26 protein-coding genes and 1 riboswitch are annotated in these 25,871 nt (G+C 68.3%); of the genes, 15 read left to right on the top strand and 11 right to left on the bottom strand.

Annotation, left to right across the window (positions count from 1 at the left end; genetic code table 11):
• Positions 1–118: 118 nt before the first annotated feature.
• Complete coding sequence (locus WS54_RS19350) at positions 119–1,036, top strand: LysR family transcriptional regulator (protein ID WP_059782590.1); 918 nt, start codon at positions 119–121, stop codon at positions 1,034–1,036.
• A gap of 27 nt (positions 1,037–1,063) precedes the next feature.
• On the opposite strand, the gene WS54_RS19345 is transcribed toward WS54_RS19350, so the two are convergent.
• Both WS54_RS19345 and WS54_RS19340 read right to left on the bottom strand, forming a co-directional pair.
• A complete protein-coding gene (locus WS54_RS19345; RefSeq protein ID WP_059782762.1) occupies positions 1,064–1,693 on the bottom strand; it encodes an NAD(P)H-binding protein in 630 nt (209 codons plus the stop codon).
• A gap of 186 nt (positions 1,694–1,879) precedes the next feature.
• Positions 1,880–2,896 carry an AraC family transcriptional regulator gene (locus tag WS54_RS19340; protein ID WP_059782589.1) on the bottom strand — a complete coding sequence of 339 codons (1,017 nt, stop codon included), beginning with the start codon at positions 2,894–2,896 and terminating at the stop codon, positions 1,880–1,882.
• A gap of 134 nt (positions 2,897–3,030) precedes the next feature.
• Here WS54_RS19340 and WS54_RS19335 point away from each other — a divergent pair, with 134 nt between their 5' ends.
• A complete protein-coding gene (locus tag WS54_RS19335) occupies positions 3,031–4,005 on the top strand; it encodes an alpha/beta hydrolase (RefSeq protein WP_059782587.1) in 975 nt (324 codons plus the stop codon).
• A gap of 129 nt (positions 4,006–4,134) precedes the next feature.
• Here the strand turns inward: WS54_RS19335 and lpdA are convergent, their stop codons facing one another.
• The 5 genes from lpdA to WS54_RS19310 all read right to left on the bottom strand — a co-directional run bounded on the left by lpdA (position 4,135) and on the right by WS54_RS19310 (position 10,151).
• Positions 4,135–5,526 (bottom strand): dihydrolipoyl dehydrogenase, encoded by a 1,392-nt coding sequence (gene lpdA, locus WS54_RS19330; RefSeq protein WP_059782586.1) that lies wholly within the window; start codon positions 5,524–5,526, stop codon positions 4,135–4,137.
• Between the two features lie 4 nt (positions 5,527–5,530).
• Positions 5,531–6,844 (bottom strand): dihydrolipoamide acetyltransferase family protein, encoded by a 1,314-nt coding sequence (locus WS54_RS19325; RefSeq protein ID WP_059782584.1) that lies wholly within the window; start codon positions 6,842–6,844, stop codon positions 5,531–5,533.
• Position 6,845: 1 nt separating this feature from the next.
• The gene (locus WS54_RS19320; RefSeq protein ID WP_059782583.1) at positions 6,846–7,886 is read right to left on the bottom strand and encodes an alpha-ketoacid dehydrogenase subunit beta; all 1,041 of its coding nucleotides are present in this window, start codon (positions 7,884–7,886) and stop codon (positions 6,846–6,848) included.
• Between the two features lie 2 nt (positions 7,887–7,888).
• Positions 7,889–9,121 (bottom strand): 3-methyl-2-oxobutanoate dehydrogenase (2-methylpropanoyl-transferring) subunit alpha, encoded by a 1,233-nt coding sequence (locus tag WS54_RS19315; RefSeq protein WP_059782581.1) that lies wholly within the window; start codon positions 9,119–9,121, stop codon positions 7,889–7,891.
• A gap of 403 nt (positions 9,122–9,524) precedes the next feature.
• The gene (locus tag WS54_RS19310) at positions 9,525–10,151 is read right to left on the bottom strand and encodes a flavin reductase family protein (protein ID WP_034206901.1); all 627 of its coding nucleotides are present in this window, start codon (positions 10,149–10,151) and stop codon (positions 9,525–9,527) included.
• Between the two features lie 865 nt (positions 10,152–11,016).
• Between WS54_RS19310 and WS54_RS19295 the strand changes: the two genes are divergently transcribed.
• The 7 genes from WS54_RS19295 to WS54_RS19260 all read left to right on the top strand — a co-directional run bounded on the left by WS54_RS19295 (position 11,017) and on the right by WS54_RS19260 (position 18,357).
• Positions 11,017–12,042 (top strand): LacI family DNA-binding transcriptional regulator, encoded by a 1,026-nt coding sequence (locus WS54_RS19295; RefSeq protein ID WP_059782580.1) that lies wholly within the window; start codon positions 11,017–11,019, stop codon positions 12,040–12,042.
• Between the two features lie 71 nt (positions 12,043–12,113).
• Positions 12,114–13,142, top strand: coding sequence for an ABC transporter substrate-binding protein (locus tag WS54_RS19290; protein WP_059782578.1), 1,029 nt, complete (start codon positions 12,114–12,116; stop codon positions 13,140–13,142).
• 17 nt (positions 13,143–13,159) lie between these two features.
• Complete coding sequence (locus WS54_RS19285; RefSeq protein ID WP_059782576.1) at positions 13,160–13,984, top strand: ABC transporter permease; 825 nt, start codon at positions 13,160–13,162, stop codon at positions 13,982–13,984.
• A 10-nt stretch (positions 13,985–13,994) separates the two neighbouring features.
• A complete protein-coding gene (locus WS54_RS19280) occupies positions 13,995–14,897 on the top strand; it encodes an ABC transporter permease (protein WP_059782574.1) in 903 nt (300 codons plus the stop codon).
• 12 nt (positions 14,898–14,909) lie between these two features.
• Positions 14,910–15,941: an ABC transporter ATP-binding protein gene (locus WS54_RS19275; protein ID WP_059782572.1), complete on the top strand. Its 1,032-nt coding sequence runs from the start codon at positions 14,910–14,912 to the stop codon at positions 15,939–15,941.
• Between the two features lie 84 nt (positions 15,942–16,025).
• Positions 16,026–16,850, top strand: coding sequence for a phosphodiesterase (locus tag WS54_RS19270; protein ID WP_034206867.1), 825 nt, complete (start codon positions 16,026–16,028; stop codon positions 16,848–16,850).
• A 307-nt stretch (positions 16,851–17,157) separates the two neighbouring features.
• A complete protein-coding gene (locus WS54_RS19260) occupies positions 17,158–18,357 on the top strand; it encodes an MFS transporter (protein ID WP_059782570.1) in 1,200 nt (399 codons plus the stop codon).
• A 21-nt stretch (positions 18,358–18,378) separates the two neighbouring features.
• Here WS54_RS19260 and WS54_RS19255 read toward each other — a convergent pair whose 3' ends face one another.
• On the bottom strand, positions 18,379–19,560 hold the full coding sequence (locus WS54_RS19255) for an EamA family transporter (protein ID WP_059782759.1): 1,182 nt from the start codon (positions 19,558–19,560) through the stop codon (positions 18,379–18,381).
• A gap of 481 nt (positions 19,561–20,041) precedes the next feature.
• Between WS54_RS19255 and WS54_RS19250 the strand changes: the two genes are divergently transcribed.
• Both WS54_RS19250 and WS54_RS19245 read left to right on the top strand, forming a co-directional pair.
• Entirely contained in the window at positions 20,042–20,395 is a 354-nt protein-coding gene (locus WS54_RS19250) for a type II toxin-antitoxin system RelE/ParE family toxin (RefSeq protein ID WP_059782568.1), read from the top strand.
• Positions 20,392–20,673, top strand: coding sequence for a helix-turn-helix domain-containing protein (locus tag WS54_RS19245; protein ID WP_034206864.1), 282 nt, complete (start codon positions 20,392–20,394; stop codon positions 20,671–20,673). The genes WS54_RS19250 and WS54_RS19245 overlap by 4 nt, the downstream gene beginning before the upstream one ends.
• 37 nt (positions 20,674–20,710) lie before the next feature.
• Here the strand turns inward: WS54_RS19245 and WS54_RS19240 are convergent, their stop codons facing one another.
• The 3 genes from WS54_RS19240 to WS54_RS19230 all read right to left on the bottom strand — a co-directional run bounded on the left by WS54_RS19240 (position 20,711) and on the right by WS54_RS19230 (position 22,510).
• Positions 20,711–21,499, bottom strand: a complete 789-nt coding sequence (locus tag WS54_RS19240) for a molybdopterin-dependent oxidoreductase (RefSeq protein WP_034206863.1) — start codon at positions 21,497–21,499, stop codon at positions 20,711–20,713.
• Positions 21,500–21,528: 29 nt separating this feature from the next.
• Positions 21,529–22,161, bottom strand: coding sequence for a cytochrome b/b6 domain-containing protein (locus tag WS54_RS19235; protein WP_059782566.1), 633 nt, complete (start codon positions 22,159–22,161; stop codon positions 21,529–21,531).
• Positions 22,162–22,237: 76 nt separating this feature from the next.
• Complete coding sequence (locus WS54_RS19230; RefSeq protein ID WP_059782564.1) at positions 22,238–22,510, bottom strand: pentapeptide MXKDX repeat protein; 273 nt, start codon at positions 22,508–22,510, stop codon at positions 22,238–22,240.
• A gap of 56 nt (positions 22,511–22,566) precedes the next feature.
• Between WS54_RS19230 and WS54_RS33720 the strand changes: the two genes are divergently transcribed.
• The 4 genes from WS54_RS33720 to WS54_RS19215 all read left to right on the top strand — a co-directional run bounded on the left by WS54_RS33720 (position 22,567) and on the right by WS54_RS19215 (position 25,865).
• The gene (locus tag WS54_RS33720; protein WP_159086695.1) at positions 22,567–22,749 is read left to right on the top strand and encodes a hypothetical protein; all 183 of its coding nucleotides are present in this window, start codon (positions 22,567–22,569) and stop codon (positions 22,747–22,749) included.
• Positions 22,750–22,780: 31 nt separating this feature from the next.
• A riboswitch (TPP riboswitch) is annotated at positions 22,781–22,897 on the top strand.
• Positions 22,898–23,021: 124 nt separating this feature from the next.
• Complete coding sequence (gene thiC, locus WS54_RS19225; protein WP_034206861.1) at positions 23,022–24,953, top strand: phosphomethylpyrimidine synthase ThiC; 1,932 nt, start codon at positions 23,022–23,024, stop codon at positions 24,951–24,953.
• Between the two features lie 230 nt (positions 24,954–25,183).
• Positions 25,184–25,396 carry a glycine zipper 2TM domain-containing protein gene (locus WS54_RS19220; RefSeq protein WP_011545020.1) on the top strand — a complete coding sequence of 71 codons (213 nt, stop codon included), beginning with the start codon at positions 25,184–25,186 and terminating at the stop codon, positions 25,394–25,396.
• A 214-nt stretch (positions 25,397–25,610) separates the two neighbouring features.
• Positions 25,611–25,865, top strand: coding sequence for a hypothetical protein (locus tag WS54_RS19215; RefSeq protein ID WP_027784015.1), 255 nt, complete (start codon positions 25,611–25,613; stop codon positions 25,863–25,865).
• Positions 25,866–25,871 lie beyond the last annotated feature (6 nt).

The following is a 25,871-nucleotide window of genomic DNA, read 5'->3' as shown; positions in this document are numbered from 1 at the left end:
CTGTCTGAAGGGGACACGGTCGCGCGGTTGGCGACCTCGTGGCCGATTCTGCCTCCCCCGTACGCAACGAAAAATATGAACTAACATAAGCCGACTTCACAAAATACGATGTATCGCCATGCTGACCCGACTCAGAGACATGGATGTGCAGTTGCTGCGGCTCTTTCTGACGATCGTCGAAAGCGGCGGCTTCAGCGCCGCGCAGGGTACGCTCGGCATGGCGCCGTCCACGATCAGCACGCAGATGGCCAAGCTCGAGACGCGGCTCGGGTTCCGGCTCTGCGATCGCGGTAAAAGCGGCTTCCGGCTGACGCCGAAGGGCGAACGCGTGCTGCAGTCGACACGCCGGCTCCTGCACGCGATGGACGTGTTCACGCGCGACACGCAGCACGTATCGGGCACGTTGCTCGGCGAATTGCGCATCGGCCTGTCCGAGCGGCTCTCCCCCGACGTCGTCGAATCGATCGCGGCGGCCGTCGGGCGCTTTCGCGAGCGCGCGCCGGACGTGCTGATCGAAATGATCGCGGTGCCGCCCGACGAGCTGGAACGCCGACTGCTGAAAGGCGAACTGCACCTCGCGATCGGCTATTTCTCCGGCCATCAGGCCGGCCTGCACTACGCGCCGCTGTTCGTCGAGCATCAGTCGCTGCATTGCGGCGCCCGCCATCCGCTGTTCGCGAAGAAAACCGTGTCGGTCAACGACATCGCCCGCGCGAGCAACGTCGCGCGGCTCTACAAGACGAACACGTCCGGGGCGGCGCTGCGCAACACGCAGCCGACCGCGTTTTCGGAAAACGTCGACGCCGACGTGATCTTCATCCTGTCGGGCGCGCATGTCGGCTTCCTGCCCGACCACGTCGCGGCGCCGTGGGTCGCCGCCGGGAAGATGCGCCGGCTGCTGGCGAGCAAGCTGAGCCACGCGGTCGAATTTCAGCTCGCGACACCGAGGAATTCCGACGGCAGCGAAGCGCTGGATGCGTTCACGGCGGCGCTCGCCGAGCAGTTCGGCGCGCTCGATGCGAACGCAGATGGTTAGCCGGGCGGGCGCGTCGCCCGCGCCGCATCAGACGAGCCGATCCGATGCGATGACCTGCACACCCGGCCGTGCGTCGATCGCCGCGTCGAGCATCGCGCGCGCAATCCGCGCCGCGGGATTCACGCGCCACTTGGCCGGCAGCACCGGCCCGACGGCGCCCAACGCGAACACGAACAGCCGCTCGACGAACCTGAACTCGTCGCGGCTGCCGTCGATCAGGCCCGGTCGCACGTACGTGAGCGAATCGAACCCGACGCCGGCGAGCGCCTGTTCGACCTCGCCCTTCACGCGGTTGTAGAAGATGCGCGATGCGGCGTCCGCGCCCAGTGCGGAATTCAGCACGTAGGTCGGCGTGCCGTGCCGGTGCGCAAGCCGCGCGACCGCGAGCGGATAGTCGTGATCGACGCGGCGGAATGCGGCCTGCGAGCCCGCGACGCGCATCGTAGTGCCGAGCGTGCAGATCACCGCATCGGCCCGCCACCAGTCGGCCGCCTCCGGCAGTCGATCGAAGTCGACCTCCAGCGCGCGCATCTTCGGATGCGGCGACAACGGCCGGCGCGCGAGCACGACGACCTGGTCCACCCGCGCGTCGGCGAGCGCGACTTCGAGGACGTGGCGCCCGACGAGCCCGGTCGCGCCGATGAGCAACAGTTTCATGTCCGGTCGTTCCGTGACGCGCACGTGTGCGCCAATCGGCAGAAAAAGCCGCGTGCGCGCGGCGTTTCGCCATGCCGCACCGCGGCGAACCCGCCGGTGCGCGGCCGATGAATCAGGCGGGATAGCGACACGATGAACGGTTCGCGCGGGACGGTCAACCGCGACCGCCGCCCCGCCCGCGCCCCGCTATGAACCGAGCGCCGCCTGCCGCGACACGCTCGGCGCCACGCCCGTCCAGCGCTTGTACGCCTGCGAGAACGACGAGATGTCGCTGAACCCCAGTTCGTCCGCGATTTCCTTGATCGACAGTCGCCCTTCGGCAATCAGCGTCTGCGCCCGCGCCTTGCGCACCGCATTCGAGATGTCGCGGAAACACGCACCCTCCTCCCGTAGCCGACGCTTGAGCGTGCGCTCGCTCGTGTTCAGCAGCGTCGCGATGTCCTTCAGTTGCGGCGGCCGGTCGAACGGCCGCGTGGACAGGTATTCGTTCAGGAACGACACGAGGTCGACCCGCGTCCGCCGGCGCGCGATCAGCTCCGCGCACATGCGCTCGCACATCGCGGCCGTCGCGGCATTGGCCTGCGGCAACGGCCGTTCGAGGTGCGCATGCTCGAACGTGATCGCATTGGCCGGCCGCCGGTACCGGACCGGCGTGCCGAGCACGTGCCGGCCGCCGGGTTCGGCGTCGTACGCGAGGTCGAACGTCGCGAGCGTGAACGCGCTGCCGATCACGTCGCGCAGCACGCGGCACGCGGCGCCCATCGCGCGCTCGACGAAGAAGCGCTGCAGCGGCGCGGACAACTCCGGCGCCGCGTCGAACACGATCGTGCCGTGCCGCCCCGCGCGACGGTACGTCATCCCGACGAATGTATAGGTCAGAGCCAGATACCGGCCCGCGAGCGCGACCGCATCCATCCCGGTCGCGCTGCTCAGCAGCCCGTATCCGAGCAATCCGTAGGCGGAAAGCTGGTACGACAGGCCGACCGTCAAGCCCACGCCCGGCTCGTCGCCGGCCAGCGCGAGCAGGTTCGACGCGACGACCCGTTCCTGCGCGGCCAGCACCGTGAAATCCGGATCGGCGAGTTGCTTCAGCGTGAGCTGCGAGCCCTTCAGCAGCGCGGCCGGCGCGATCCCGCGGTCGCGCCCGAACGCGATCATCAGCAGGACTGAAGCCGGGCTGCGGACAAAGTTCCAGACGTTCATCGGGCGCCTCGTGACGTGTGTTGGCCTCGATTCTAAAGCGGTTGGCCCGCGCCAGCATGGGCGAGCGCCGCGTGCCGCGCGATGATGGCTCCATCGCAACCGCCCTTTCACTCGACCGACCGGAGTCCGATGCCATGTCCAGGACCTATGCAGATCAGCCCGTCTGGCGCGCCATGCAGGCGTTCCTGCCGCCCGACTTCCAGTGGGCGGCCGATCGCCAGCCCGACGAGCAATGGTGGCGCTGGAGGGGCCATCGTCTTCATCTCGATACGTATCGCAATCCCCGCGCGCAGGTGAAGGTGATCCTGTTCCATGGCGTCGGCACGAACGGACGGCAGATGTCGATGATCGTCGGCGAGCAGTTGGCACGCCGCGGCTACGAGACGATCGCGGTCGACATGCCCGAATACGGGATGACCGAAGTGGCGCGCGGCGCGCTGGTGCGCTACGACGACTGGGTGCGCGCCGGCAGCGACCTGATCGACGCGGAGCGCGCGAAGGACGATCGGCCGATCGTGCTGTACGGGTTGAGCGCGGGCGGCATGCTGACGTACCACGTCGCCGCGCTGAACGGGAAAGTCGACGGCATCGTCGGCATGACCTTTCTCGACCAGCGCCTGCAGCAGGTGCGCGACGAAACCGCGCGCAATCTGTTCATGAGCCGCGTCGGTGGCCCGATGACGCACTTCGCCGCGAAGACGCCGCTGCGCGCCATGCGCATCCCGATGTCGCTCGCGAGCAAGATGCACGCGCTCGTGAACCGCGACGACGCGCTGAAGGTATGGATGTCCGACCGGACCTCGGCCGGCAACGCGATGACGATGGCGTTCCTCGATTCCTACATGTCGTACCGGCCAGTGGTCGAACCGGAGGATTTTTCCGTGTGCCCGATCCTGCTCACGCAACCGGCCGCGGATCGCTGGACGCCGCTGCATCTGAGCGAGCCGTTCCTCGCGCGGGTTCGCCACGTGCCGGTCAAGGTCGAGATGCTGGAGAACGCCGGTCACTATCCGCTCGAACAGCCGGGACTGTCGCAGATGGTCGAAGCGATCGACGCGTTCTATCGTGACGTGACGACGCGGCACGCCGATCCGAGCGCGCTCGCCTGACACCCGGCGCATACGCGGCCAGCCGTTTCGGAGCGGTTCCGACACGGCGGCGGGCCGTGCACGCCCGATGCAGGCCCGCCGCACGCCGATGCGCGCGCGGCGCTGCGGCGCGTGCGTTCGGCGAACGCGTCACACGTGCAGCGCGTGCCCGAGCGCGCGCAGCGCCGCTTCCTGAAGCGCCTCGCCGAGCGTCGGATGCGCGTGAATCGTGCCGCCGATGTCTTCGAGCCGCGCGCCCATCTCCAGCGACTGCGAGAACGCCGCGGCCAGCTCCGACACCCCGCGCCCGACCGCCTGCCAGCCGACGATCACGTGATCGTCGCGCCGCGCGACGACGCGCACGAACCCGTCGGTCGCCTGCAACGTCATCGCGCGCCCGTTCGCCGCGAACGGGAACGATGCGCTCAGGCAGTCGACGCCGGCCGCGTGCGCGTCGTCCGGCGACCAGCCGGCCGTCACGATCTCGGGATCGGTGAAGCACACGGCCGGAATCGATGCGGGCGTGAACCGGCGACGCCGGCCGGCGATCAACTCGGCCACCATCTCGCCTTGCGCCATCGCGCGATGCGCGAGCATCGGTTCGCCCGCGACGTCGCCGATCGCCCAGACGTTGCGCATCGAGGTCCGGCACGCGTCGTCGATCCGCAGCGCGCGCCCGTTGCGATCGAGCATCAGCGACTCGAGCCCGAATCCGTCGACGCGCGGCCGCCGGCCGACGGCAACCAGCACGCGATCGGCCGGCAGCGTGTGCTCGGCGCCGTCGGCCGCCTGCACGCGCACCGCGCCGTGCGCGTCCAGCCCGAGCACCTTGTGGCCGAGCCGCAGCCGCACGCCGAGGCGCGCGAGCGAATCGGCAACCGGCCGCGCGAGTTCGGCATCGTACGCAGGCAGCACGCGCTCGGCCGCTTCGACGACGCTGACGTCGACGCCGAGCTTGCGATAGACGATCCCGAGTTCGAGCCCGATATAGCCGGCCCCGACGACGACCAGCCGCTTCGGCAGCGTCGCGGGCGACAGCGCCTCGGTGGACGACACGACATGACCGCCGAACGGCATCGACGGCAGTTCGACCGGCTCGGACCCGGTCGCGAGCAGCAGGTGTTCGCAACCGATCCGCACCGCATGGCCGCCGCCGACGACTTCGACGGTCTTGCCGTCGATCACGCGCGCTTCGCCGTGCAGCACGCGCACGCCGTTCTTCTTGAGCAGCGCGCCGACGCCGCGCGTCAGCCGGTCGACGATGCCGTCCTTCCACGCGACGCTTTTCGCGATGTCGATCTCGGGCGTGCGCACGCGGATCCCGAGCGCGCCCTCGCCGGCATGACCGCACGCCTGTTCGAACGCGTCGGCCACGTGGATCAATGCCTTCGACGGAATGCAACCGATGTTCAGGCAGGTGCCGCCGAGCCGGTCGCGTTCGACGAGTATCGTCGGAATGCCGAGCTGGCCGGCGCGGATCGCGGCGACGTAGCCGCCCGGGCCGCCGCCGACGACGAGCAGCGTGGTGTGTTCGTTCTTCATCGGCTCACTCCACGAACAGCAGTGCCGGGCGCTCGAGCACCGCGCGCACGGCCTGGATGAATTCGGCCGCGTCCGCGCCGTCGACAACGCGATGGTCGAACGACGACGACAGGTTCATCATCTTGCGCGCGACGACCGCGCCGTCGCGGATCATCGGCCGCTCGACGATCCGGTTCACGCCGACGATGCCGACTTCCGGATGATTGATCACCGGCGTCGATACGATGCCGCCGAGCGCGCCGAGGCTCGAGATCGTGATCGTCGACCCGCTCAGCTCGTCGCGCTGCGCGCGGTTCGCGCGCACCGCATCGGCGAGCCGCGCGACTTCCGCCGAGATCGACCACACGTCGCGCGCTTCCGCATGCCGCAGCACGGGCACCGTGAGGCCGCCGTCCGTCTGCGTCGCGACGCCCATGTGCACCGCGCCGTAGCGCGTGACGACGCCCGCTTCGTCGTCAAAACGCGCGTTGATCTGCGGGAAGTCGCGCAGCGCGATCACCATCGCGCGGATCAGCAGCGGCAGCGGCGTGAGCTTGCCGCGCGTGTCGCCGTGGCGGCGGTTCAGTTCCGTGCGCAACGATTCGAGCTCGGTGACGTCGATCTCCTCGACATAGCTGAAATGCGGGATGCGGCGCTTCGCTTCCTCCATCTTGCGCGCGATCGCCCGCCGCAAACCGATCACCGGCACTTCGGTTTCGTCGTGGCGTTCGTCGTAGCCGCGCGGTTGCGATCCGTGCGCCGGGCTGCCGCCGGTGCGCGCATACGCGTCGAGATCCGCATGCAGAATCCGCCCGGCTTCGCCGGTGCCGCGCACGTAGCGCAGCTCGATGCCCATGTCCCACGCACGCTGACGCACGGCCGGCGATGCGAGCGGCCGTTCGCCGGGCGCGAGCGCCGCGCGCGGCGGCGCGGCCGGTTCGTCGCGGTGCGGTTTCGTCGGTGCGCGCGGCGCCGCGGGCTGCGCCGGCCGCTCGGCCGGCGCGTCGGCCGACGGCTTCGACGGCGCGGCCGCCGCGACCGGTGCGGTTTCCACCTTCGTTTCCCGCACCGGCGCCGCGGCCTTCAGGTTGCCGTCGCCTTCGACTTCCAGCCGTATCAGCTCGCTGCCGACCGCCATCATCTCGCCGATCCGGCCGCCCAGCTCGATCACCTTGCCCGCCACCGGCGACGGAATCTCGACCGCCGCCTTGTCGGTCATCACGTCGGCGAGCGGCTGGTCTTCCTTGATCGTCTGCCCGACTTCCACGTGCCAGGCCACCAGCTCGACCTCGGCGATCCCTTCGCCGATATCCGGCATCTTGATGACATGAATCCCCATCTCACGCCTCCATCACGCGTCGCAACGCTTCACCGACCCGGGCCGGGCCCGGAAAGTACGCCCACTCCTGCGCATGCGGATACGGCGTGTCCCAGCCCGTCGTGCGCTCGACCGGCGCTTCGAGGTGGTAGAAGCAGTGCTCCTGGACGAGCGCGACGAGCTCCGCGCCATAGCCGCAGGTGCGCGTCGCCTCGTGCACCACGACGCAGCGCCCGGTCTTGCGCACCGATGCGACGACCGTGTCGAGATCGAGCGGCCACAGCGTGCGCAGGTCGATCACTTCCGCGTCGATGCCCGTCTCCTCGGCCGCGGCGAGCGACACGTGCACCGTCGTGCCGTACGTGAGCACCGTCACGTCGTTGCCTGGCCGCACGACGGCGGCCGTATCGAGCGGTACCGTGTAGTAGCCTTCGGGCACCGCGCTCGCCGGATGCTTGAGCCACGACGTGACGGGCCGCTCGTGATGGCCGTCGAACGGCCCGTTGTACAGCCGCTTCGGCTCGAGGAAGATCACCGGATCGTCGTTCTCGATCGACGCGATCAGCAACCCTTTCGCGTCGTACGGATTCGACGGCATCACCGTGCGCAGCCCGCACACCTGCGTGAACATCGCCTCCGGGCTCTGACTGTGCGTCTGCCCACCGTAGATGCCGCCGCCGCACGGCATCCGGATCGTCATCGGCGCGGTGAACTGGCCGGCCGAGCGGTAGCGCAGCCGCGCGCCTTCCGACACGATCTGGTCGGACGCCGGATAGAAATAGTCGGCGAACTGGATCTCGCAGACCGGCCGCAACCCGTACGCGCCCATCCCCACCGCCGCGCCGACGATCCCGCCTTCCGAGATCGGCGCATCGAACACGCGCGACTTGCCGTATTTGTTCTGCAGTCCTTCGGTACAGCGGAACACGCCGCCGAAATAGCCGACGTCCTGCCCGAACACGACCACGTCGCCGTCGCGCCCGAGCATCACGTCCATCGCGGAGCGCAGCGCCTGGATCATCGTCATCGGCTGCGTCGCCGTCCCTGTCTCGTGTTGCGCCATGATCACGCTCCCAGTTCCTGGCGCTGACGGCGCAGGTGCGCGGGCAGCTCCTTGTACACGTCGTCGAACATCGACGCCGGCGACGGAATCCGGTCGTCGGCCAGCGTCCCGTACTTCTCCGCTTCCTTCTGCGCGGCGAGCACCTCGGCCTCGAGCTCGGCCGTCAACGCGTCTTGCGCGCCGTCCGACCAGATGCCCTTCGCGATCAGGTGGCGCTTGAAGCGCTCGATCGGATCGCCGAGCGGGAAATGGGACCAGTCGTCGCTCGGCCGGTACTTGGTCGGATCGTCCGACGTCGAATGCGCGCCCGCGCGGTAGGTCACCCACTCGATCAGCGTCGGGCCGAGGTTGCGGCGCGCGCGTTCGGCCGCCCAGCTCGACGCCGCGTAGATCGCGAGGAAGTCGTTGCCGTCGACGCGCAGCGACGCGATCCCGCAGCCGACGCCGCGTCCGGCGAAGGTCGTGCCCTCGCCGCCCGCGATCGCCTGGAACGTCGAGATCGCCCACTGGTTGTTGACCACGTTCAATACCACCGGTGCGCGGTACACGTGCGCGAACGTGAGCGCGGTGTGGAAATCGGCTTCGGCCGTCGCGCCGTCGCCGATCCACGCGGACGCGATCTTCGTGTCGCCCTTGATCGCCGACGCCATCGCCCAGCCGACCGCCTGGATGAACTGCGTCGCGAGGTTGCCGGAAATGGAGAAGAAGCCGGCCTCGCGATCCGAGTACATCACCGGGAGCTGGCGGCCCTTCAGCGGATCGCCTTCGTTCGACATCAACTGGCAGATCATGCGCTCGAGCGGCACGTCGCGCGCGATCAGGATGCTCTGTTGCCGGTAGGTCGGAAAGCACATGTCGCCGTCGCGCAGCGCCATCGCGTGCGCGGTGCCGATCGCCTCTTCGCCGAGGCTCAACATGTAGAAGGAGATTTTCTTCTGGCGCTGCGCGATCATCATGCGCGCGTCGAAAATGCGGGTCTTGAGCATCGCGCGCAGCCCGGCGATCAGGCGCGCATCGTCGAGATCGGGCGCCCACGGGCCGACGGCCCTGCCGCTGTCGTCGAGCACGCGCACGAGGCTGCGGGCGAGATCGGCGGTGTCCGCCGCGGCAACGTCGATCGGCGGGCGGCGGACGGCGCCGGCCGGCGATAGATGCAGATAGGAAAAATCCGTCTTGCAGCCCGGGCGCCCGGTGGGCTCCGGCACATGCAGACGCAATGGCTCTGACAGGCTCATCGTGTCGTCTCCACGCTCGATTGTGTCTCACGCTGTTTGGGAACGCGCGGGCCGGTTGCCGGCCTGCGCGCGAGCTGACGCGCGGATAAGCACGTCAACCTTGGAAATCTATGCCTTGCGGCGGCGCGCGTCGATGCCCAAGCCGCTCGTTCGCGGTGAGCAGATTTGCCATGACGGATCGCCGCGGCGCGTGAAGTGCGGCCGGCGGAGTCGGCGCAGCACGGGTTTGCTGCGGTGCAGGGCCGTCGGGCGGGCGGCGATCGGGCGTCGCCGACGGATCGACGCGTCCCGATCATGTGAGGGTACGAAGCAAAAGACCCCGCGAAATCCTCGATCTCGGCGGGGTCTTTCGGGTTCGGGCGCGCGCGCGCCCGATCGCCGGTTCACTGCGACGCGCGATCGATCACGCGTCGGGACGGAACAGGTCGAAGCGGCTGTCGGGCGTCACGTGCACGTAGGCCGACGGGCCGCCCGCACGCAGGATGATGCCCGCGCCGAACGTGTCGAAAATGCCGTCCTTCAGCAGGTCACGACGGATATGGACGGCGACGACCTCGCCGAGCACCAGCGTGGCCGGCGTCTCGACGCCGTGGTGATCGCGCAGCCGGATCACGTCCGTCACCTTGCATTCGAAGTTCACGCCGCTTTCCGCGACGCGCGGCACGTCGACGAGGCGCGACGGCACCGCGGTCAAGCCGCCCAGTTCGAATTCGTTCACGTCGTACGGCACGGCGGCGCAGGTCTGGTTCATCTGCTCGGCGAGATCGCGTGTCGCGAGGTTCCACACGAACTCGCCGGTCTCCTGCACGTTGCGCACGCTGTCCTTCGCGGCGGTGCTCGAAAAGCCGATGATCGGCGGGCGATAGTTGAACGCGTTGAAGAAGCTGTACGGCGCGAGATTGAGCGTGCCGTCGCTGCCGCGGGAGGAGATCCAGCCGATCGGGCGCGGGCCCACGATCGCGTTCAACGGATCGTGCGGCAGGCCGTGGCCTTGCGACGGTTCGTAATAGTGATGGGTCGAGTCGGTCATGACGGATGGGATGGCGAGAGGCGAACTGCGTTGGAATGCGTCGGTAAGACGCGCGTGCCAAGTATCACATGGCGGCGCTTTCGTCGCATCGACGCGCAGCGCGAGCCGCACGCGCGTGCCGCTGCATGCATCCGCACCAAACAAAAAACCCGCGAGCGCTGCATTTCTCGCGGGTTTTTTACACCTTCATCGAATCGAATCGCGTCGGGCGATCGATGGTGCCGGGGACCGGACTTGAACCGGCAAGCCAATTAAGGCGGCGGATTTTCGTCACACTGCTTCTTTCGAAGCCGGCGTCGCGTGCGCGAACCGTTCGTGCGCTGGACTATGCCTTCACCGTCGCGCGCGGGCGTGACCACTGCCCGTGCGCCTTAGGTGCCCCCCGTCTAGTCTCTACACCTTCCTCGCGCGTGCCGCGAGGCTTGGCTCGGCGTTGCCTCGATGCGCACATCAGGGGTTTCGCCGAATTTGAAGGGTTCTGCACCGACCGTTTCCGGCCGGGCACTCAATCGTTTAAGTCCGCTATGTTTACCAATTTCATCACCCCGGCAAGAGGGCGGACGCGATTCTACCATTGCTTGGCGCATGCGTTCCCTCATTGCGCCGCGCCGCATCGCGACACCGGCCATCGTCGCACCGTTTCCTCCCGCGCATTCGGCACCGATACGACACCGATACCGCACGGCCGACGATTTCGTCCCGCGCCGCACCTTCGGCCGATACAATCGACCGCGCGTGTCGGACGGCCTGAACCGTCTGACGTTTGTATCGTGCTCATCGCGAAACAAGCGTCGCATGCGTCATCGCGAAGTCACAAACGTTTTCGATAATTCCCCGGCCGAAAACGTTTACATCGCATGACTTCATGACCTCGACCATCAAGGACGTCGCCGCCCTCGCGGGCTTCTCGATCGCCACCGTTTCGCGTGCGATCAACGCGCCGCATACGGTCAGCCCCGCCACGCTGCAGACGATCCGCACCGCCATCGACACGCTGCAGTTCCGCCCGAGCCCGCTCGGCCGGCAACTGCGCGGCGAGCGCACGCGGCTCGTCGGCGTCGTCGTGCCAACGCTGTCGAACCCGGTGTTCGCCGACTGCCTGCAAGGCATCGATGCGCTCGCGACCGCGGCCGGCTTCAAGCTGATCCTGATGACGACCGAATACGACGCGGCGCGCGAGCGTCATGCGATCGAGACGCTGCGCGAGCAGCGCGTCGAAGGGTTGATCCTCACCGTCGCCGATGCGGATACGCACCCGCTGCTCGACATGCTCGACCGCGACGGCCCGCACTACGTGCTGATGCACAACGACACGCAGCGCCGTCCGTCGGTGTCGGTCGACAACCGCCGCGCCGCCTACGACGGCGTGAAGATGCTGACCGCGCACGGTCATCGCCGCGTGCTGATGCTGGCCGGTTCGCTCGCGGCGTCGGATCGCGCGCGCCAGCGTCATCTCGGTTACGCGCAGGCACTCGAGGAAATCGGCGTGGCGCCGTTGCCGCCCGTCGAAGTCGACTTCAACGCGCCCGAGCTGCCCGATGCGGTGCTCGCGCACCTCACCGCGCACGCCACGCACCCGACCGCCCTCTTCTGCAGCAACGACCTGCTCGCGATGGTCGTGATGCGCGGCCTGCGTCGCGCGGGTTTCTCGATTCCCGACGACCTGTCGGTGCTCGGCTTCGACGGGATCGCGATCGGCGAGTTGCTCGCGCCGCCGCTCGCGAGCGTCGCGACGCCGAACCGCGACATCGGCCGCCACGCCTGGCAGCGTCTCGTCGAATCCATCGGCGGCGCGGCGATCGACCGCACGTCGATGATCCTGTCGCATGCGGTACGCGACGGCGCGACGATTGCGCCGCCGGCCGCCGAGCTGCACTTGCGCAAGGCGTGACCGCAGGCCCCGTCCACGCACACCGATACCACACCACCCCAGCGCCACACCCACTCGCCCGGAGACTCACCGTGTCCTTTCGCCTGATCTCGCTGCTGCGCGCGCTCGCCGCGCCGCTCGCCTGCGCCGCGCTCGTCGCCGGCGCCCCCGCGGCCCACGCCGACGAAACGGCGATCTGTTACAACTGCCCGCCCGAATGGGCCGACTGGGCCGCGCAGATCGCCGCGATCAAGCAGAAGACCGGCATCCGCGTGCCGTTCGACAACAAGAACTCGGGCCAGTCGATCGCGCAGTTGATCGCCGAGCAAAAGAGCCCGGTCGCCGACGTCGTCTACCTCGGCGTGTCGTCGGCGTTCCAGGCGAAGGACAAGGGCGTGATCGCGCCGTACAAGCCCGCACACTGGAACGACATCCCCGCGAACCTGAAGGACCCGCAAGGCTACTGGTTCGCGATTCACTCGGGCACGCTCGGCTTCTTCGTGAACAAGGACGCGCTCGACGGCAAGCCGGTGCCGCGTTCGTGGGCCGATCTGCTGAAGCCCGAATACAAGGGCATGGTCGGCTATCTCGATCCGTCGAGCGCGTTCGTCGGTTACGCGGGCGCGGTCGCCGTCAACCAGGCGCTCGGCGGCAGCCTCGACAACTTCAAACCGGGCCTCGACTGGTTCCGCAAGCTGAAGGCGAACGCGCCGATCGTACCGAAGCAGACCGCGTATGCACGCGTGCTGTCCGGCGAGATTCCGATCCTGCTCGACTACGACTTCGATGCGTATCGCGCGAAATACAAGGACAACGCGAACGTCGAGTTCGTGATCCCGAAGGAAGGCACGATCGCGGTGCCGTACGTGATGAGCCTCGTGAAGGGTGCGCCGCACGACGCGAACGGCAAGAAGGTGCTCGACTTCGTGCTGTCCGACGAAGGCCAGAAGCTGTGGGCCAACGCATACCTGCGCCCGGTGCGCGCGCAGGCGCTCGGCGCCGACGTCGCCGCGAAGTTCCTGCCGGCGAGCGAATACGCGCGGGCGAAGTCGGTCGACTTCGGCAAGATGGCGGCCGGCCAGCAGGCGTTCGGACAGCAGTACCTGCAAGTGATGCAGTAAGCGGCCGGTCCCACGTCATGCTCGACCTGACTTTCCCGCTGCGCTGGCGCGTCGCGCTCGTCGCGCCGGCGCTGGCGGTATTCGCCGCGTTCTGGCTGCTGCCGATGGCTGCGCTCGTGCAGGTGTCCGCCGACGGCGCCTTCTTCTCGCACTACGCGGCGCTGCTCGGCAACGCGCGTTACATGAAGAGCCTCGGCGAGACGGTTGCGCTGTCCGCGGGCGTCACGCTCGCGACGCTCGCGCTGTCGACCGTTTCCGGCCTGCTGCTCGCGCGCCGCGAATTCGCCGGCAAGCGCGTGCTGCTCGCGTTGCTCACGTTTCCGCTCGCGTTCCCGGGCGTCGTCGTCGGCTTCATGGTGATCATGCTCGCGGGGCGCCAGGGGCTGATCGGCATGCTGTCGGCGAAGCTCGTCGGCGACAAGTGGGTGTTCGCCTATTCGGTGGCGGGCCTGTTCGTCGGCTACCTGTACTTCTCGATTCCGCGCGTGCTCGTCACCGTGATCGCGGCCGCGTCGAAGCTCGACGGGTCGCTCGAGGAAGCCGCGCGTTCGCTCGGCGCGTCGCCGTGGCGCATCTTCGTCGACATCGTGCTGCCCGCGCTCGCGCCGGGGCTGATCGCGGCCGGCGCGATCTGCTTCGCGACCGCGATGGGCGCGTTCGGCACCGCGTTCACGCTCGCCACCGATCTGAACGTGCTGCCGATGACGATCTATACCGAATTCACGCTGAACGCGAACATCGCGACGGCGGCCGGCCTGTCGATCGTGCTCGGCATCGTCACCTGGGCCGTGCTCGCGCTCGCGCGCCGCTTCACCGGCCACACCGCCGCCGCGGCGGCCTGAGGATTCCCGCATGCAATCGCTTTCCGGTTCTTCCGCGCCGTCGCCGGCCCCCGCGCCGGCCCCCTTGCAGACCAAGCGCGTCGCGCGGCATGCGCCGCGCGTCGCCGGCGCGCGTGCGATCGCCACGCTGCAATGGGGCGTCACGCTGCTGCTGTGCGCGTTCCTGATCGTGCCCGTCGTGATGTCGGTACTCGCGGGCCTCACCGTCAACTATTTCCGCGGCCTGTCGAGCGGCCTCACGCTGCGCTGGCTCGAACAAGTGTGGCAGCAGTATCACGGCTCGGTCGCGCTGTCGCTCTACGTCGCGTTCGCGACGCTCGCGATCGTGCTCGTCGTCGGCGTGCCGGCCGGCTATGCGCTCGCGCGCAGCAAGAGCCGTATCGCGCGTGCGATCGAGGAAGCGCTCGTGCTGCCGGTCGCGCTGCCGGGGCTGGCTTCGGCGCTCGCGCTGCTGGTCGTGTACGGCGGCTTCACCGCGTTCCGGATGAGCCTGTGGTTCATCGTCGTCGGCCACGTCGTGTTCACGCTGCCGTTCATGGTGCGCGCGGTGGCGGCCGTCGCGGCCGGCGCCGACCTGCGCACGCTCGAGGAAGGCGCGGCGAGCCTCGGCGCATCGTTCGTCACGCGTTTCGTCACGATCGTGCTGCCGAACCTGCGGCCCGGGATCGTCGCCGGCGCGCTCGCGGTGCTCACGCTGTCGATCGGCGAATTCAATCTCACGTGGATGCTGCACACGCCCGACACCAAGACGCTGCCGGTCGGGCTCGCCGATACGTATGCATCGCTGCGCCTCGAAGTCGGCAGCGCATACACGATCCTGTTCCTGCTGATGACGCTGCCGCTGCTCGTCGCGATGCAGTGGCTCGGCGTCGATCCGTCCGGTACGCGCGCGCCGAAGAAGCGCCCGCGCTGATTTCTTGCAGACATGAAACTCGATTCCACTCCCATCACCCTGACCGGCTGCGCGAAGACGTTCCGCGGCACCCGCGTGCTCGAACCGCTCGACCTGTCGATCGGCGCCGGGGAAACGCTCGTGCTGCTCGGGCCGTCGGGCTGCGGCAAGACGACCACGCTGCGCCTGATCGCGGGCCTCGACACGCCGGACGCCGGCGGCAAGATCGCATTCGGCGACGACGACGTCACCTTGCTGCCGATCGAGCGCCGGCAGGTTGGCATGGTGTTCCAGAACTACGCGCTGTTTCCGAACCTGACGGTGCGCGGCAACGTCGGCTACGGGCTGAAGATCCGCAAGACCGAACCGCGCACGTTGCGCGAACGCGTTGACGAACTGCTCGCGATGATGCGGCTCGACGCACATGCGGACAAACCGGTCGATCAACTGTCGGGCGGCCAGCGTCAGCGCGTCGCGCTGGCGCGCGCGCTCGCGGTGCGTCCGCGCGTGCTGCTGCTCGACGAACCGCTGACCGCGCTCGACGCGAAGCTGCGCGACGTGCTGCGCCGCGACATGAACACGCTGCTGCGCGCGCTCGGCGTGACGACCGTCTACGTGACGCACGACCAGGCCGAGGCGATGGAGCTCGGCGACCGGATCGTCGTGATGGGCGCGGGCCGCATCGAGCAGATCGGCACGCCGCGCGAGATCTACTATCACCCCGCGAACCGGACGGTCGCGCAGTTCATCGGCACGCTGAACCGGCTGGCGGGCCAGTGGCGCGACGGCGCGCTCGCAACGACGGGCGGTGCGATCGTCACGCCGCATGCGGCCGACGAATGGTTCTTCCGCCCCGAGGATGCGCAGCTCGTCGATCCCGCGCATGCGCCGCTGCGCGGCGCGGTGGGCGCGTGCGCGTTCCTCGGCGAGCGCACGCGGCTCACGATCGAGCATGCGGCGCCCGACGCGCTCGTGATCGACGTACCGGGCCGCATCGCGCTCGCACGCGGTACGGCGGTCGGCCTCACGATCGCGCCGGAAGGCCTGATCGCGCTCGGCGCGTAAGCCTTCGATCGGGCATCATTCACGCAACACCCCACGGCGGCGCACGCCGCCGGGACGACAACCAGACGATTCCGAGGAACGACGATGCTGCTTGCTCAAATCAGCGATCTCCACATCAAGCGCCCGGGCCAGCTCGCGTACCGGCGCGTCGATACGGCGGCCGCGCTCGCCCGCTGCATCGCGAAGCTGAACGCGCTCGTGCCGCGCCCCGACGCCGTGCTCGTCACCGGCGACCTGACCGACTTCGGCCACGACGAGGAGTACGGCAATCTGCGCGGGCTGCTCGCGGCGCTCGAGATTCCGTACTACCTGATGATCGGCAATCACGACGACCGCGCCGGATTGCGCCGCGCGTTCGCCGATCGCGCCGAGCTGCAGGACGGCGAATTCGTGCAGTACGCGCTCGACGTCGGCGCGGTGCGCGTGCTCGCGCTCGATTCGCAAGTGCCGGGCGCGAGCCACGGCGACCTGTGCGACGCGCGCCTCGCGTGGCTCGCCGCGCAGCTCGACGCCGCGCGCGACCGGCCGGTGATCGTCGCGCTGCATCACCCGCCGTTCGCGTCGGGCATCGGCCACATGGACAGGCTGCGTCTCGCGCCCGCCGCCGCCGCGAAACTCGATGCGCTGCTGCGCGGTCATCCGAACGTCGAGCGCGTGCTGTGCGGCCACGTGCACCGCACGATGTTCACACGCTTCGGCGGCACGCTCGCGTGCGCGGTGCCGTCGCCCGCGCACCAGGTCGCCTTCGACCTGCGAGCCGATGCGCCGTCCGCATTCCGGCTCGAACCGCCGGCGTTCGCGGTCCATCGTCATGCACCCGAGACGGGGATGACGTCGCATCACGTCTACGTGGACGAAGGGGCGGGGCCGTATCCGTTCTATGAGCCGACTGGCGAGCTGGTCGACTGACGACGTGAAGCGCGTGCCGTGACCGGCGGCGGCCGGCCGGTTGTGCCGGTTGTGCCGGTTGTGCCGGTTGTGCCGGTTGTGCCGGTTGTGCCGGTTGTGCCGGTTGTGCCGGTTGTGCCGGTTGTGCCGATTTGCCGATTTGCCGATTTGCCGATTTGCCGATTTGCCGGTTCGCCGGTTCGCCGGTTCGCCGCCGGCAGGATTCACGCCGCTCCGGTATGATCGGCAACCTCGACCGGCGCCCGGCCCGCCTGCGCACCCGACGCGTGCGCCGCCTGCCGCGCCGCCCCACTCCGTGCCTGCCGCCATGTCCACCGCCTCCACCGACCGTCCGACCGACGCCGCCTCGCCCCACTACTCGCGCAGCCTGCTGTTGCTGCTCGCGACGATCGCGGGCGTGTCGGTCGCGAACATCTACTACAACCAGCCGCTGCTCGACAGCTTCCGCTCGGCCTTTCCGGACGGCGCATCGTGGATCGGCGCGGTGCCGACCGCGACGCAGCTCGGTTATGCGGCCGGCATGTTCCTGCTCGCGCCGCTCGGCGACCGCTTCGATCGCCGCGGGCTGATCCTGCTGCAGATCGCGGGGCTGTCGATCGCGCTGATCGTGGCGGCCACCGCGCCGTCGCTGGCCGTGCTCGCGGCCGCGAGCCTCGCGATCGGCATCCTCGCGACCATCGCGCAGCAGGCCGTGCCGTTCGCCGCCGAAATCGCGCCGCCGGCCGAACGCGGCCACGCGGTCGGCACCGTGATGAGCGGCCTGCTGCTCGGCATCCTGCTCGCGCGGACCGCCGCCGGCTTCGTCGCCGAGTATTTCGGCTGGCGCGCGGTGTTCGCCGCATCGGTCGCGGCGCTCGTCGCACTCGCCGTCGTGATCGTGTTGCGGCTGCCGCGCAGCTCGCCGACGTCGACGCTGTCGTACGGCAAGCTGCTCGGCTCGATGTGGCACCTGGCCGTCGAACTGCGCGGGCTGCGCGAGGCGTCGCTGACGGGCGCCGCGCTGTTCGCGGCGTTCAGCGCGTTCTGGCCGGTGCTCACGCTGCTGCTCGCCGGCGCGCCGTTCCATCTCGGCCCGCAGGCGGCCGGCCTGTTCGGGATCGTCGGGGCCGCGGGCGCCCTCGCCGCGCCGTATGCGGGCCGCTTCGCGGACACGCGCGGCCCGCGGGCGATCATCTCGCTCGCGATCGCGCTGCTCGCGCTGTCGTTCGTGATCTTCGCGCTGTCGGGGTCGAGCCTCGTCGGGCTCGTGATCGGCGTGGTCGTGCTCGACGTGGGCGTACAGGCCGCGCAGATCTCGAACCAGTCGCGCATCTATGCGTTGAAGCCCGACGCGCGCAGCCGCGTCAACACGGTGTACATGGTGTGCTATTTCATCGGCGGCGCGCTCGGCTCGTCGGCCGGCGTCGCCGCATGGCGCGCGTTCGGCTGGACCGGCATGTGCGCGGCCGGCCTGCTGTTTACCGCGCTCGCCGGCTGGTCCCACCATCGCGGCGGCCGGCGCGGCTGAGCGCGGCCGGCCACCGCGGCGTCACGCGTCGGTGCGCGAGGCGGCCGGCTCGGCGGCGGCGGGCGGCGGCGCGAACGCCGGGGCCGGGTCGATCACTGCGCCGGGATCCATCACCGCCGCGGGCGCCGGCACCGCGAGCGGGACAGCGGAAGGCGCGAGGATGGGCGCCGCATCCGGCGTGGCGATCGGCTCGGCGACGGCAGAAGCGTCCGCCGCACCGGCCTGCTCGGCCGCGACGGCCGGCGAACCGGTGGCCGTGGCCGCCGCCGCGGGCCGGCGCGCCGGATCGAACACGAACGACAACCCGACGCTGCCGAGGATCGCGACGGTCGCGACCACGGTCGCCATCGTCACCGGTTCGCCCAGCAGCAACGCACCGAGCGCGACCGCGACGATCGGATTCACGTACATGCAACTGCTCGCGATGATCGGGCTCGTGTGGCGAATCAGATAGCCGTACGCGACGTACGCGGCCATCGTGCAGAACACCATCAGGTACACGAACGCGAACACGGACCCGACGGCCAGCTGTTCGACGCGTTCGCCGAGCAGCCACGCGACGATCGTCGACATCAGCCCGCCGAGGCCGATCTGCAGCGACGTCGACAGAAACAGGTCGGACGGCAGCTTGAGCCGCGTCGCGAGATGCGCGCCGCCTGCCCAGAACAATGCGCCGGCCAGCACGCAGATCGTGCCGAGCGCCGAGTTCGCGGCGGCCGCGCCGCCCGAATTCAGCACGACGATGCCGACCATCCCCAGCGCGACGGCCGCCCATTCGCCCTTCGTCACCGGCCGCCCGGCGACCGCCGCGATCACGGTCGCGAACAACGGCACCGTGGCCACCATCACCGCGGCCGAACCGCTGCTGACCGTGCGCATGCCGAGCGCGATCGTGCCGGACGACAACGCGACGAGCATCGTGCCGACGATCGCCGCGTTGCGGATTTCCAGCAGCGTCGGCCATTCGGGCTTGCGCCGCAGCGCGAAGATGAACAGGCCGACCCCGCCGAGCAGGTTGCGCAGCCCCGACAGCAACAGCGGCGGGAACGATTGCAGCGCGAAATGCAACCCGCTGTAGGTCGAGCCCCAGACGAAATAGATGAAGACGAGCGCGAGCGCCACACGGCCGCCGCGGCTTTGCGGCAGGCGGATCCGGAACGAAAAGCGGGCGAGGAAATCGAGGAGGCGGTCGAGCGGCGTCATCGTGCGGCCCGCCCGCACGTCACGCCGCGTGCCCCGCTGAAAGACGCCGGCGATGCCGGCAAACGATCCACGCGGGACCGGGAAGGCAGAGCGAACGTGCGGAACGACATGGCAGTGCGAACGGCGACGAAAGAGAACCGGCGAGCGGCGGCAAAAGGCAAAAAAAACGTGCGCAACCGTATCCGGTGCACACGCTCGGCATTATGGCATCAAGGATTCGAAAGCATCGTCGGACCTGTCTGAAAGCATATCGACTGATGTTTCGGCGCGACATTTTTCGCGCGACGCCGGAGGAAAGCGGCGGCTGGAAAATGGGGCTCGACATTGCCGCCCGTGCCGCATTCGGCCCATCGCGCGCGAGCCGTCGGCCGAACGGCCAGTTGTGCATGGCCGTCGCCGTTTCGCCCTTATCGTGACGGGGCGACGCGTGCTGCGCGCCGCACGCTCCGTTCGAACTGCACCTTCACGCTCATACAAAATTTTGTATAATCTTGCCATTCTCCCGCCGAAGCCGGTCGTTTTCATCGGCAGCGCCCTCGACGCGCTTCGCGATTTCCCACCTGCCGTACGACGCGAAGCCGGTCATCAAATCGATCAGGTGCAGCGCGGCCTGGCGCCCGACGACTGGAAACCGATGCGCACCATCGGCGTCGGCGTACGGGAGATTCGCCTGCGCGACGCGAGCGGCGCGTTCCGGATCGTCTACGTCGCGACGTTTGCCGACGCGGTCTATGTGCTGCACTGCTTCCGGAAGCAATCGGCACGCACGTGCAAGGCCGATATCGAACTGGCCGCCCGGCGCTATCGCGCCCTGTTGACGGAGTGGAAACGATGACCAACGAACGCTACAAGAGCATCTGGGACGCGATCGAGGAACAGCCGGCCGAGGCCGAGAACATGAAGCTGCGGTCCGAACTGATGATCGCGCTCAAGCAACGCCTGGCGCAGCTTGAACTGAGCCAGGCGCAGGCCGCGAAACTGCTGGGCGTCACGCAGCCGCGCGTGTCCGACCTGATGCGCGGCAAGATCAACCTGTTCGCACTCGACGCGCTCGTCAACATGGCGGCGGCGGCCGGCCTGCACGTCGAGCTTCAGGTGCGGGAATCCGCATGACGCCCATGCGCGATGCATTGCGGCGCGCATGCGCCGGTCACGAGCCGCCGAACCAGTTGTACCCTTGATCGACCCAGTAGCCGCCCGGAAACGTATCGGTCACGAAGATTTCCATGATGTGCTTCGGGTTTTTGTAGCCGAGCTTGGTCGGCATCCGCAGCTTCATCGGGAAACCGTATTCCGGCGGCAGCCGGCGGCCGTCGTAGTCGAACGCGAGCAGCGTCTGCGGATGCAGCGCGGTCGGCATGTCGATGCTTTCGTAGTAATCGTCGGCACATTTGAAGCCGACGTATTTCGCACCGGTATCGGCACCCGCGCGTGCGAGAAACGCGCCGAACGGCGTGCCGCCCCAGCGGCCGATCGCACTCCACCCTTCCACGCAGATATGCCGCGTGATCTGTTCCGCGTGCGGCAGCGCCCGAAGCTCGTCGAGCGTCCACACGCGCTTGCCCGTCACGCGGCCGGACAGCACGAGCCGATACGTCGATGCGTCGACGTGCGGCACGTCGTCGATCCCGTAGTACGCATTGAACGGGAACGGCCGCGTGATGTCGGCTTCGGTGTAGGTCGGCGCGAGCCGGTCGGGGCTGAACAGCCATGCCTGCACGCGATCGTTCATGCGCGACACTTTCTCGAGGAACGTGTTGACCGACGCGTCGTCCTGCAACGTGCAGCCGGTCAGCATCGCGAGGCCGCCGAGCGTCAGCACGCGCCGGTTGAAGAGCCGTCGCGACGGCATCTCGAGCGTGCGGCGCACGTCGAGTTCGAGCGACTGCCGATCGAGCGTCCAGCGCGGCTCGCCGCGGTTTTTTTCGGATTCCGACATGATGATTTCCTTCGCCCGCGACGCGCGGGTCAGCGGCCGCGCAGCATCGCGAGCAGCGAGCGCGGCACCAGCAACGCCATCGCGACGTGAACGACGACGAATGCGACCAGCAGCGACATCGCCCAGAAGTGCACGATGCGCGCGTCGTCGTAACCGCCGAACAGCTCGCGCAGCAGCGGAAACTGCACGGATTTCCAGATCGTGAGGCCCGACAGCACCAACACGACGAGATCGACGATCGCGGTCAGGTACGCGGCACGCTGCACCGCGTTGTAGACGCTCAGGTCGTCGTGCGACAGCCGGCCGCCGAGCGCGGCGCGTACGTCGCGCCACACCGATGCAGGCGTGACCGGCAGCAACTTGCGCGCGAAGCGCCCCGTCGCGATCGACATCGCCAGGTAGAACAGCCCGTTGCCGACCAGCAGCCACATCGCCGCGAAATGCCATTGCAGCGCGCCGCCGAGCCAGCCGCCGAGCGTGATGCCGTGCGCGAACGTGAACGACGGATAGATCGGCGACGCGTCGTAGATGCGCCAGCCGGACAACACCATGAGGATCGCCGCGAGCGCGTTGAGCCAGTGACTCGCGCGCACCCAGCGCGGATGGATCGTCGGCGCGGGCGGCGGCACGCCCGCGCGATCCGTGACAGGAACCGTTTGCATGATGATGACTCCCGGGATGAAGCGGCGGGACGCGGTGCGCGCCGGCAACCGGCCGGTCGCGCCCCGCACGCGTTCGTCAGTTCGACGGGCTCATCGCGTCTTTCTTCATCGCGTCTTTCTTCATCGCGTCGTCCTTTTTCATCGCGTCGTGGCCCATCGCGTCCTTCTTCATCGCATGCTTCTTCATGCCGTCCTTCTTCATCGCGCCGTCCTTCGCCATCGCGTCGTGGCCCATCGCGTCCTTCGACATCGACATGCCGTCCTTCGACATTGCGTCGTTCTGCGCGTGAGCGCCCGTTGCGATCGTGGCAAGTGCGGCGACACAGGCGGCGAGGAATACGTTTTTCATGACATCTCTCCGATACATGGGTTTGGGAGCCGAATAGACGGAGGACGCCGCCGGAAATGACAGCGATGTCGAAAAATTTTTTGAAGCCGGAAACACGGGATGGAAATGCTGCACTGCCCGCCTCTTCCGTCCCGGACGGCATCGCGCGTCGACGGCCGCGCTTGCTGCGGCGCACCGTGCGCGCGCCGGCGGTCGCGATCCGCCCGTCGCCCGGCGGCATCGGCTTCGCACCCGGTTGAAACCGCCGGCAAGCCGGTGTATCGTGTGCCCTTGCTAACGCGGGGGTCCTGCAATGCGTTGGGTCGAATGACCGGCATTGCGGGTGAGAAATACCCTTTGAACCTGATCTGGATAATGCCAGCGCAGGGAAGCGTACGGATTTCGCCGCCATCCTTCTGACGAAATCCGCCGCCTCACCAAGCCTCGTCTCCTGCTTAGCTCGAGCCCCACATTCGTCAAGGGCTCCGGGCAAGCGCCGAAGCGCCTGTCCGGCGCCCGCACAGGAGATTGCATGAACGCCAATCCGAAGTTTCTGTCCGCCGACGCCCACGTCGACGCCGCTGCCGTCGCGCCGCTGCCCAACTCGCGAAAGGTGTATGTAACCGGCTCGCAGCCCGACATCCGCGTGCCGATGCGTGAAATCACGCAGGCCGACACCCCGACCGGCTTCGGCGGCGAAAAGAATCCGCCGATCTACGTGTACGACACGTCGGGCCCCTACACCGATCCGGACGCGAAGATCGACATCCGCGCGGGCCTGCCCGCGCTGCGCCAGCGCTGGATCGAAGCGCGCGGCGACACCGAGGTGCTCCCCGGCCTGTCGAGCCAATACGGCCTCGAACGCGCGGCCGATCCGGCCACCGCCGACCTGCGCTTTCCGGGCCTGCACCGCAACCCGCGCCGCGCGCAGGCCGGCAAGAACGTCACGCAGATGCACTACGCGCGTCAGGGCATCATCACGCCGGAAATGGAATACATCGCGATCCGCGAGAATCAGCGCCGCGCCGAGTACATCGAGAGCCTGAAGTCGAGCGGCCCGAACGGCGCGAAGCTCGCCGCGATGATGGGCCGCCAGCACCCGGGCCAGGCATTCGGCGCCGCGGCCTTCGGCGCGAACGCGCTCGCCGAGATCACGCCCGAGTTCGTGCGCGACGAAGTCGCACGCGGCCGCGCGATCATTCCCGCGAACATCAACCACCCTGAATCCGAGCCGATGATCATCGGCCGCAACTTCCTCGTGAAGATCAACGCGAACATCGGCAACTCGGCCGTCACGTCGTCGATCGGCGAGGAAGTCGACAAGATGACGTGGGCGATCCGCTGGGGCGGCGACACGGTGATGGACCTGTCGACCGGCAAGCACATCCACGAAACGCGCGAGTGGATCATCCGCAACAGCCCGGTGCCGATCGGCACGGTGCCGATCTACCAGGCGCTGGAGAAGGTCAACGGCAAGGCCGAGGACCTGACCTGGGAAATCTTCCGCGACACGCTGATCGAGCAGGCCGAGCAAGGCGTCGACTACTTCACGATCCACGCGGGCGTGCGCCTGCAGTACGTGCCGCTCACCGCGAACCGGATGACGGGCATCGTGTCGCGCGGCGGCTCGATCATGGCGAAGTGGTGCCTCGCGCATCACAAGGAAAGCTTCCTGTACGAACACTTCGAAGAGATCTGCGAGATCATGAAGGCGTACGACGTGAGCTTCTCGCTCGGCGACGGCCTGCGCCCCGGCTCGATCTACGACGCGAACGACGAAGCGCAGCTCGGCGAGCTGAAGACGCTCGGCGAGCTCACGCAGATCGCGTGGAAGCACGACGTGCAGGTGATGATCGAAGGCCCCGGCCACGTGCCGATGCAGTTGATCAAGGAGAACATGGATCTGCAGCTCGACTGGTGCAAGGAAGCGCCGTTCTACACGCTCGGGCCGCTGACCACCGACATCGCACCGGGTTACGACCACATCACGTCGGGCATCGGCGCCGCGATGATCGGCTGGTTCGGCACCGCGATGCTGTGCTACGTGACGCCGAAGGAGCACCTGGGCCTGCCGAACAAGGACGACGTGAAGGAAGGCATCATCACGTACAAGCTCGCCGCGCACGCCGCCGACCTCGCCAAGGGTCACCCGGGCGCGCAGGTGCGCGACAACGCGCTGTCGAAAGCGCGTTTCGAGTTCCGCTGGGAAGACCAGTTCAACATCGGTCTCGACCCGGACAAGGCGCGCGAATTCCACGACGAGACGCTGCCGAAGGATTCGGCCAAGGTCGCGCACTTCTGCTCGATGTGCGGCCCGCATTTCTGCTCGATGAAGATCACGCAGGACGTGCGCGAATTCGCGGCCCAGCAGGGCGTGTCGGAAACCGAGGCGCTGAAGAAAGGGATGGAGGTCAAGGCGGTCGAGTTCGTGAAGACCGGCGCCGAGATCTACCACCGTCAGTAAGCGCGCCGCGAGCCGCACCGGCTCGCATCGCGATGCACGCAGCCCGCTTTCGAGCGGGCTTTTTTGCGCATGTCGCGTGCCTGCCGGCCCAGACGAAACAATTGATTACGAAACCGCGCGAGCCTTAACAAGTCCTTACAGCAGCGTCGCGGGACGGCGCGTAGATTGGGGACATGCGCGGCCGCCAGCCGGTCGTGCGCCTTCCGTTCACTACCACAAGGACAACGATCATGAACTCGATTCGGCGTTTTGGGGTATGCGCTCTGCTCGTCGCGACGGTGGCCAGCCTGTCGGCCTGCGATTCGATGTCGCGACGCCAGCGCGATACGGCAATCGGTGCGGGTGTCGGCGGCGTCGCCGGCGCGGCGATCGGCGGCAACGCGCTGTCGACGCTGGGCGGCGCGGCGGCCGGCGGCATCATCGGTAACCAGGTCGGCAAGTAAAGCAGTCGCATCGGCCGGTTGGGCGTCGCCCAGCCGTCGGCCGGTCGGTTCAACGGCGTTTCCGCACCGCGGAAGCGCCGTTTTCGCATGCGGCATCGCAGCCGGTCCGGCCGCGGCCCGGAAATGATCGGTTACCGTTTCTCATACCGTGTCATCGGTACTCGGCCTAAGCTTCAAGCATCTGCCGATGGCCGGCTTTCGCCGGAGACACATGATGAACAGGACCTTCGTCGCCGCAGCGCTCGCCTGCACGACGCTCGCCGGCTGCTATTACCCGTACGGCTACTATCCGGGCGGCTATTACACGGCGGCGCCCGTGCCGGTACAGCCCGCGCCCGTGTATGTCGATCCCGGCCCCGCCTACTACTATCCGGCCCCCGCGTATGCGCCCGCGTGGGGCAGTTATTGGGGCCCCGCGCTGTCGCTCAATTTCGGCTTCGGCGGACGCGGCGGCTGGCGTCATCACTGATCGATC

Origin of the sequence: Burkholderia sp. NRF60-BP8, from assembly GCF_001522585.2 — a bacterium.
Taxonomy (GTDB): domain Bacteria; phylum Pseudomonadota; class Gammaproteobacteria; order Burkholderiales; family Burkholderiaceae; genus Burkholderia.
Note: the sequence above shows the minus strand (reverse complement) of the source record. Positions and strands in the feature narration are given on the sequence as shown.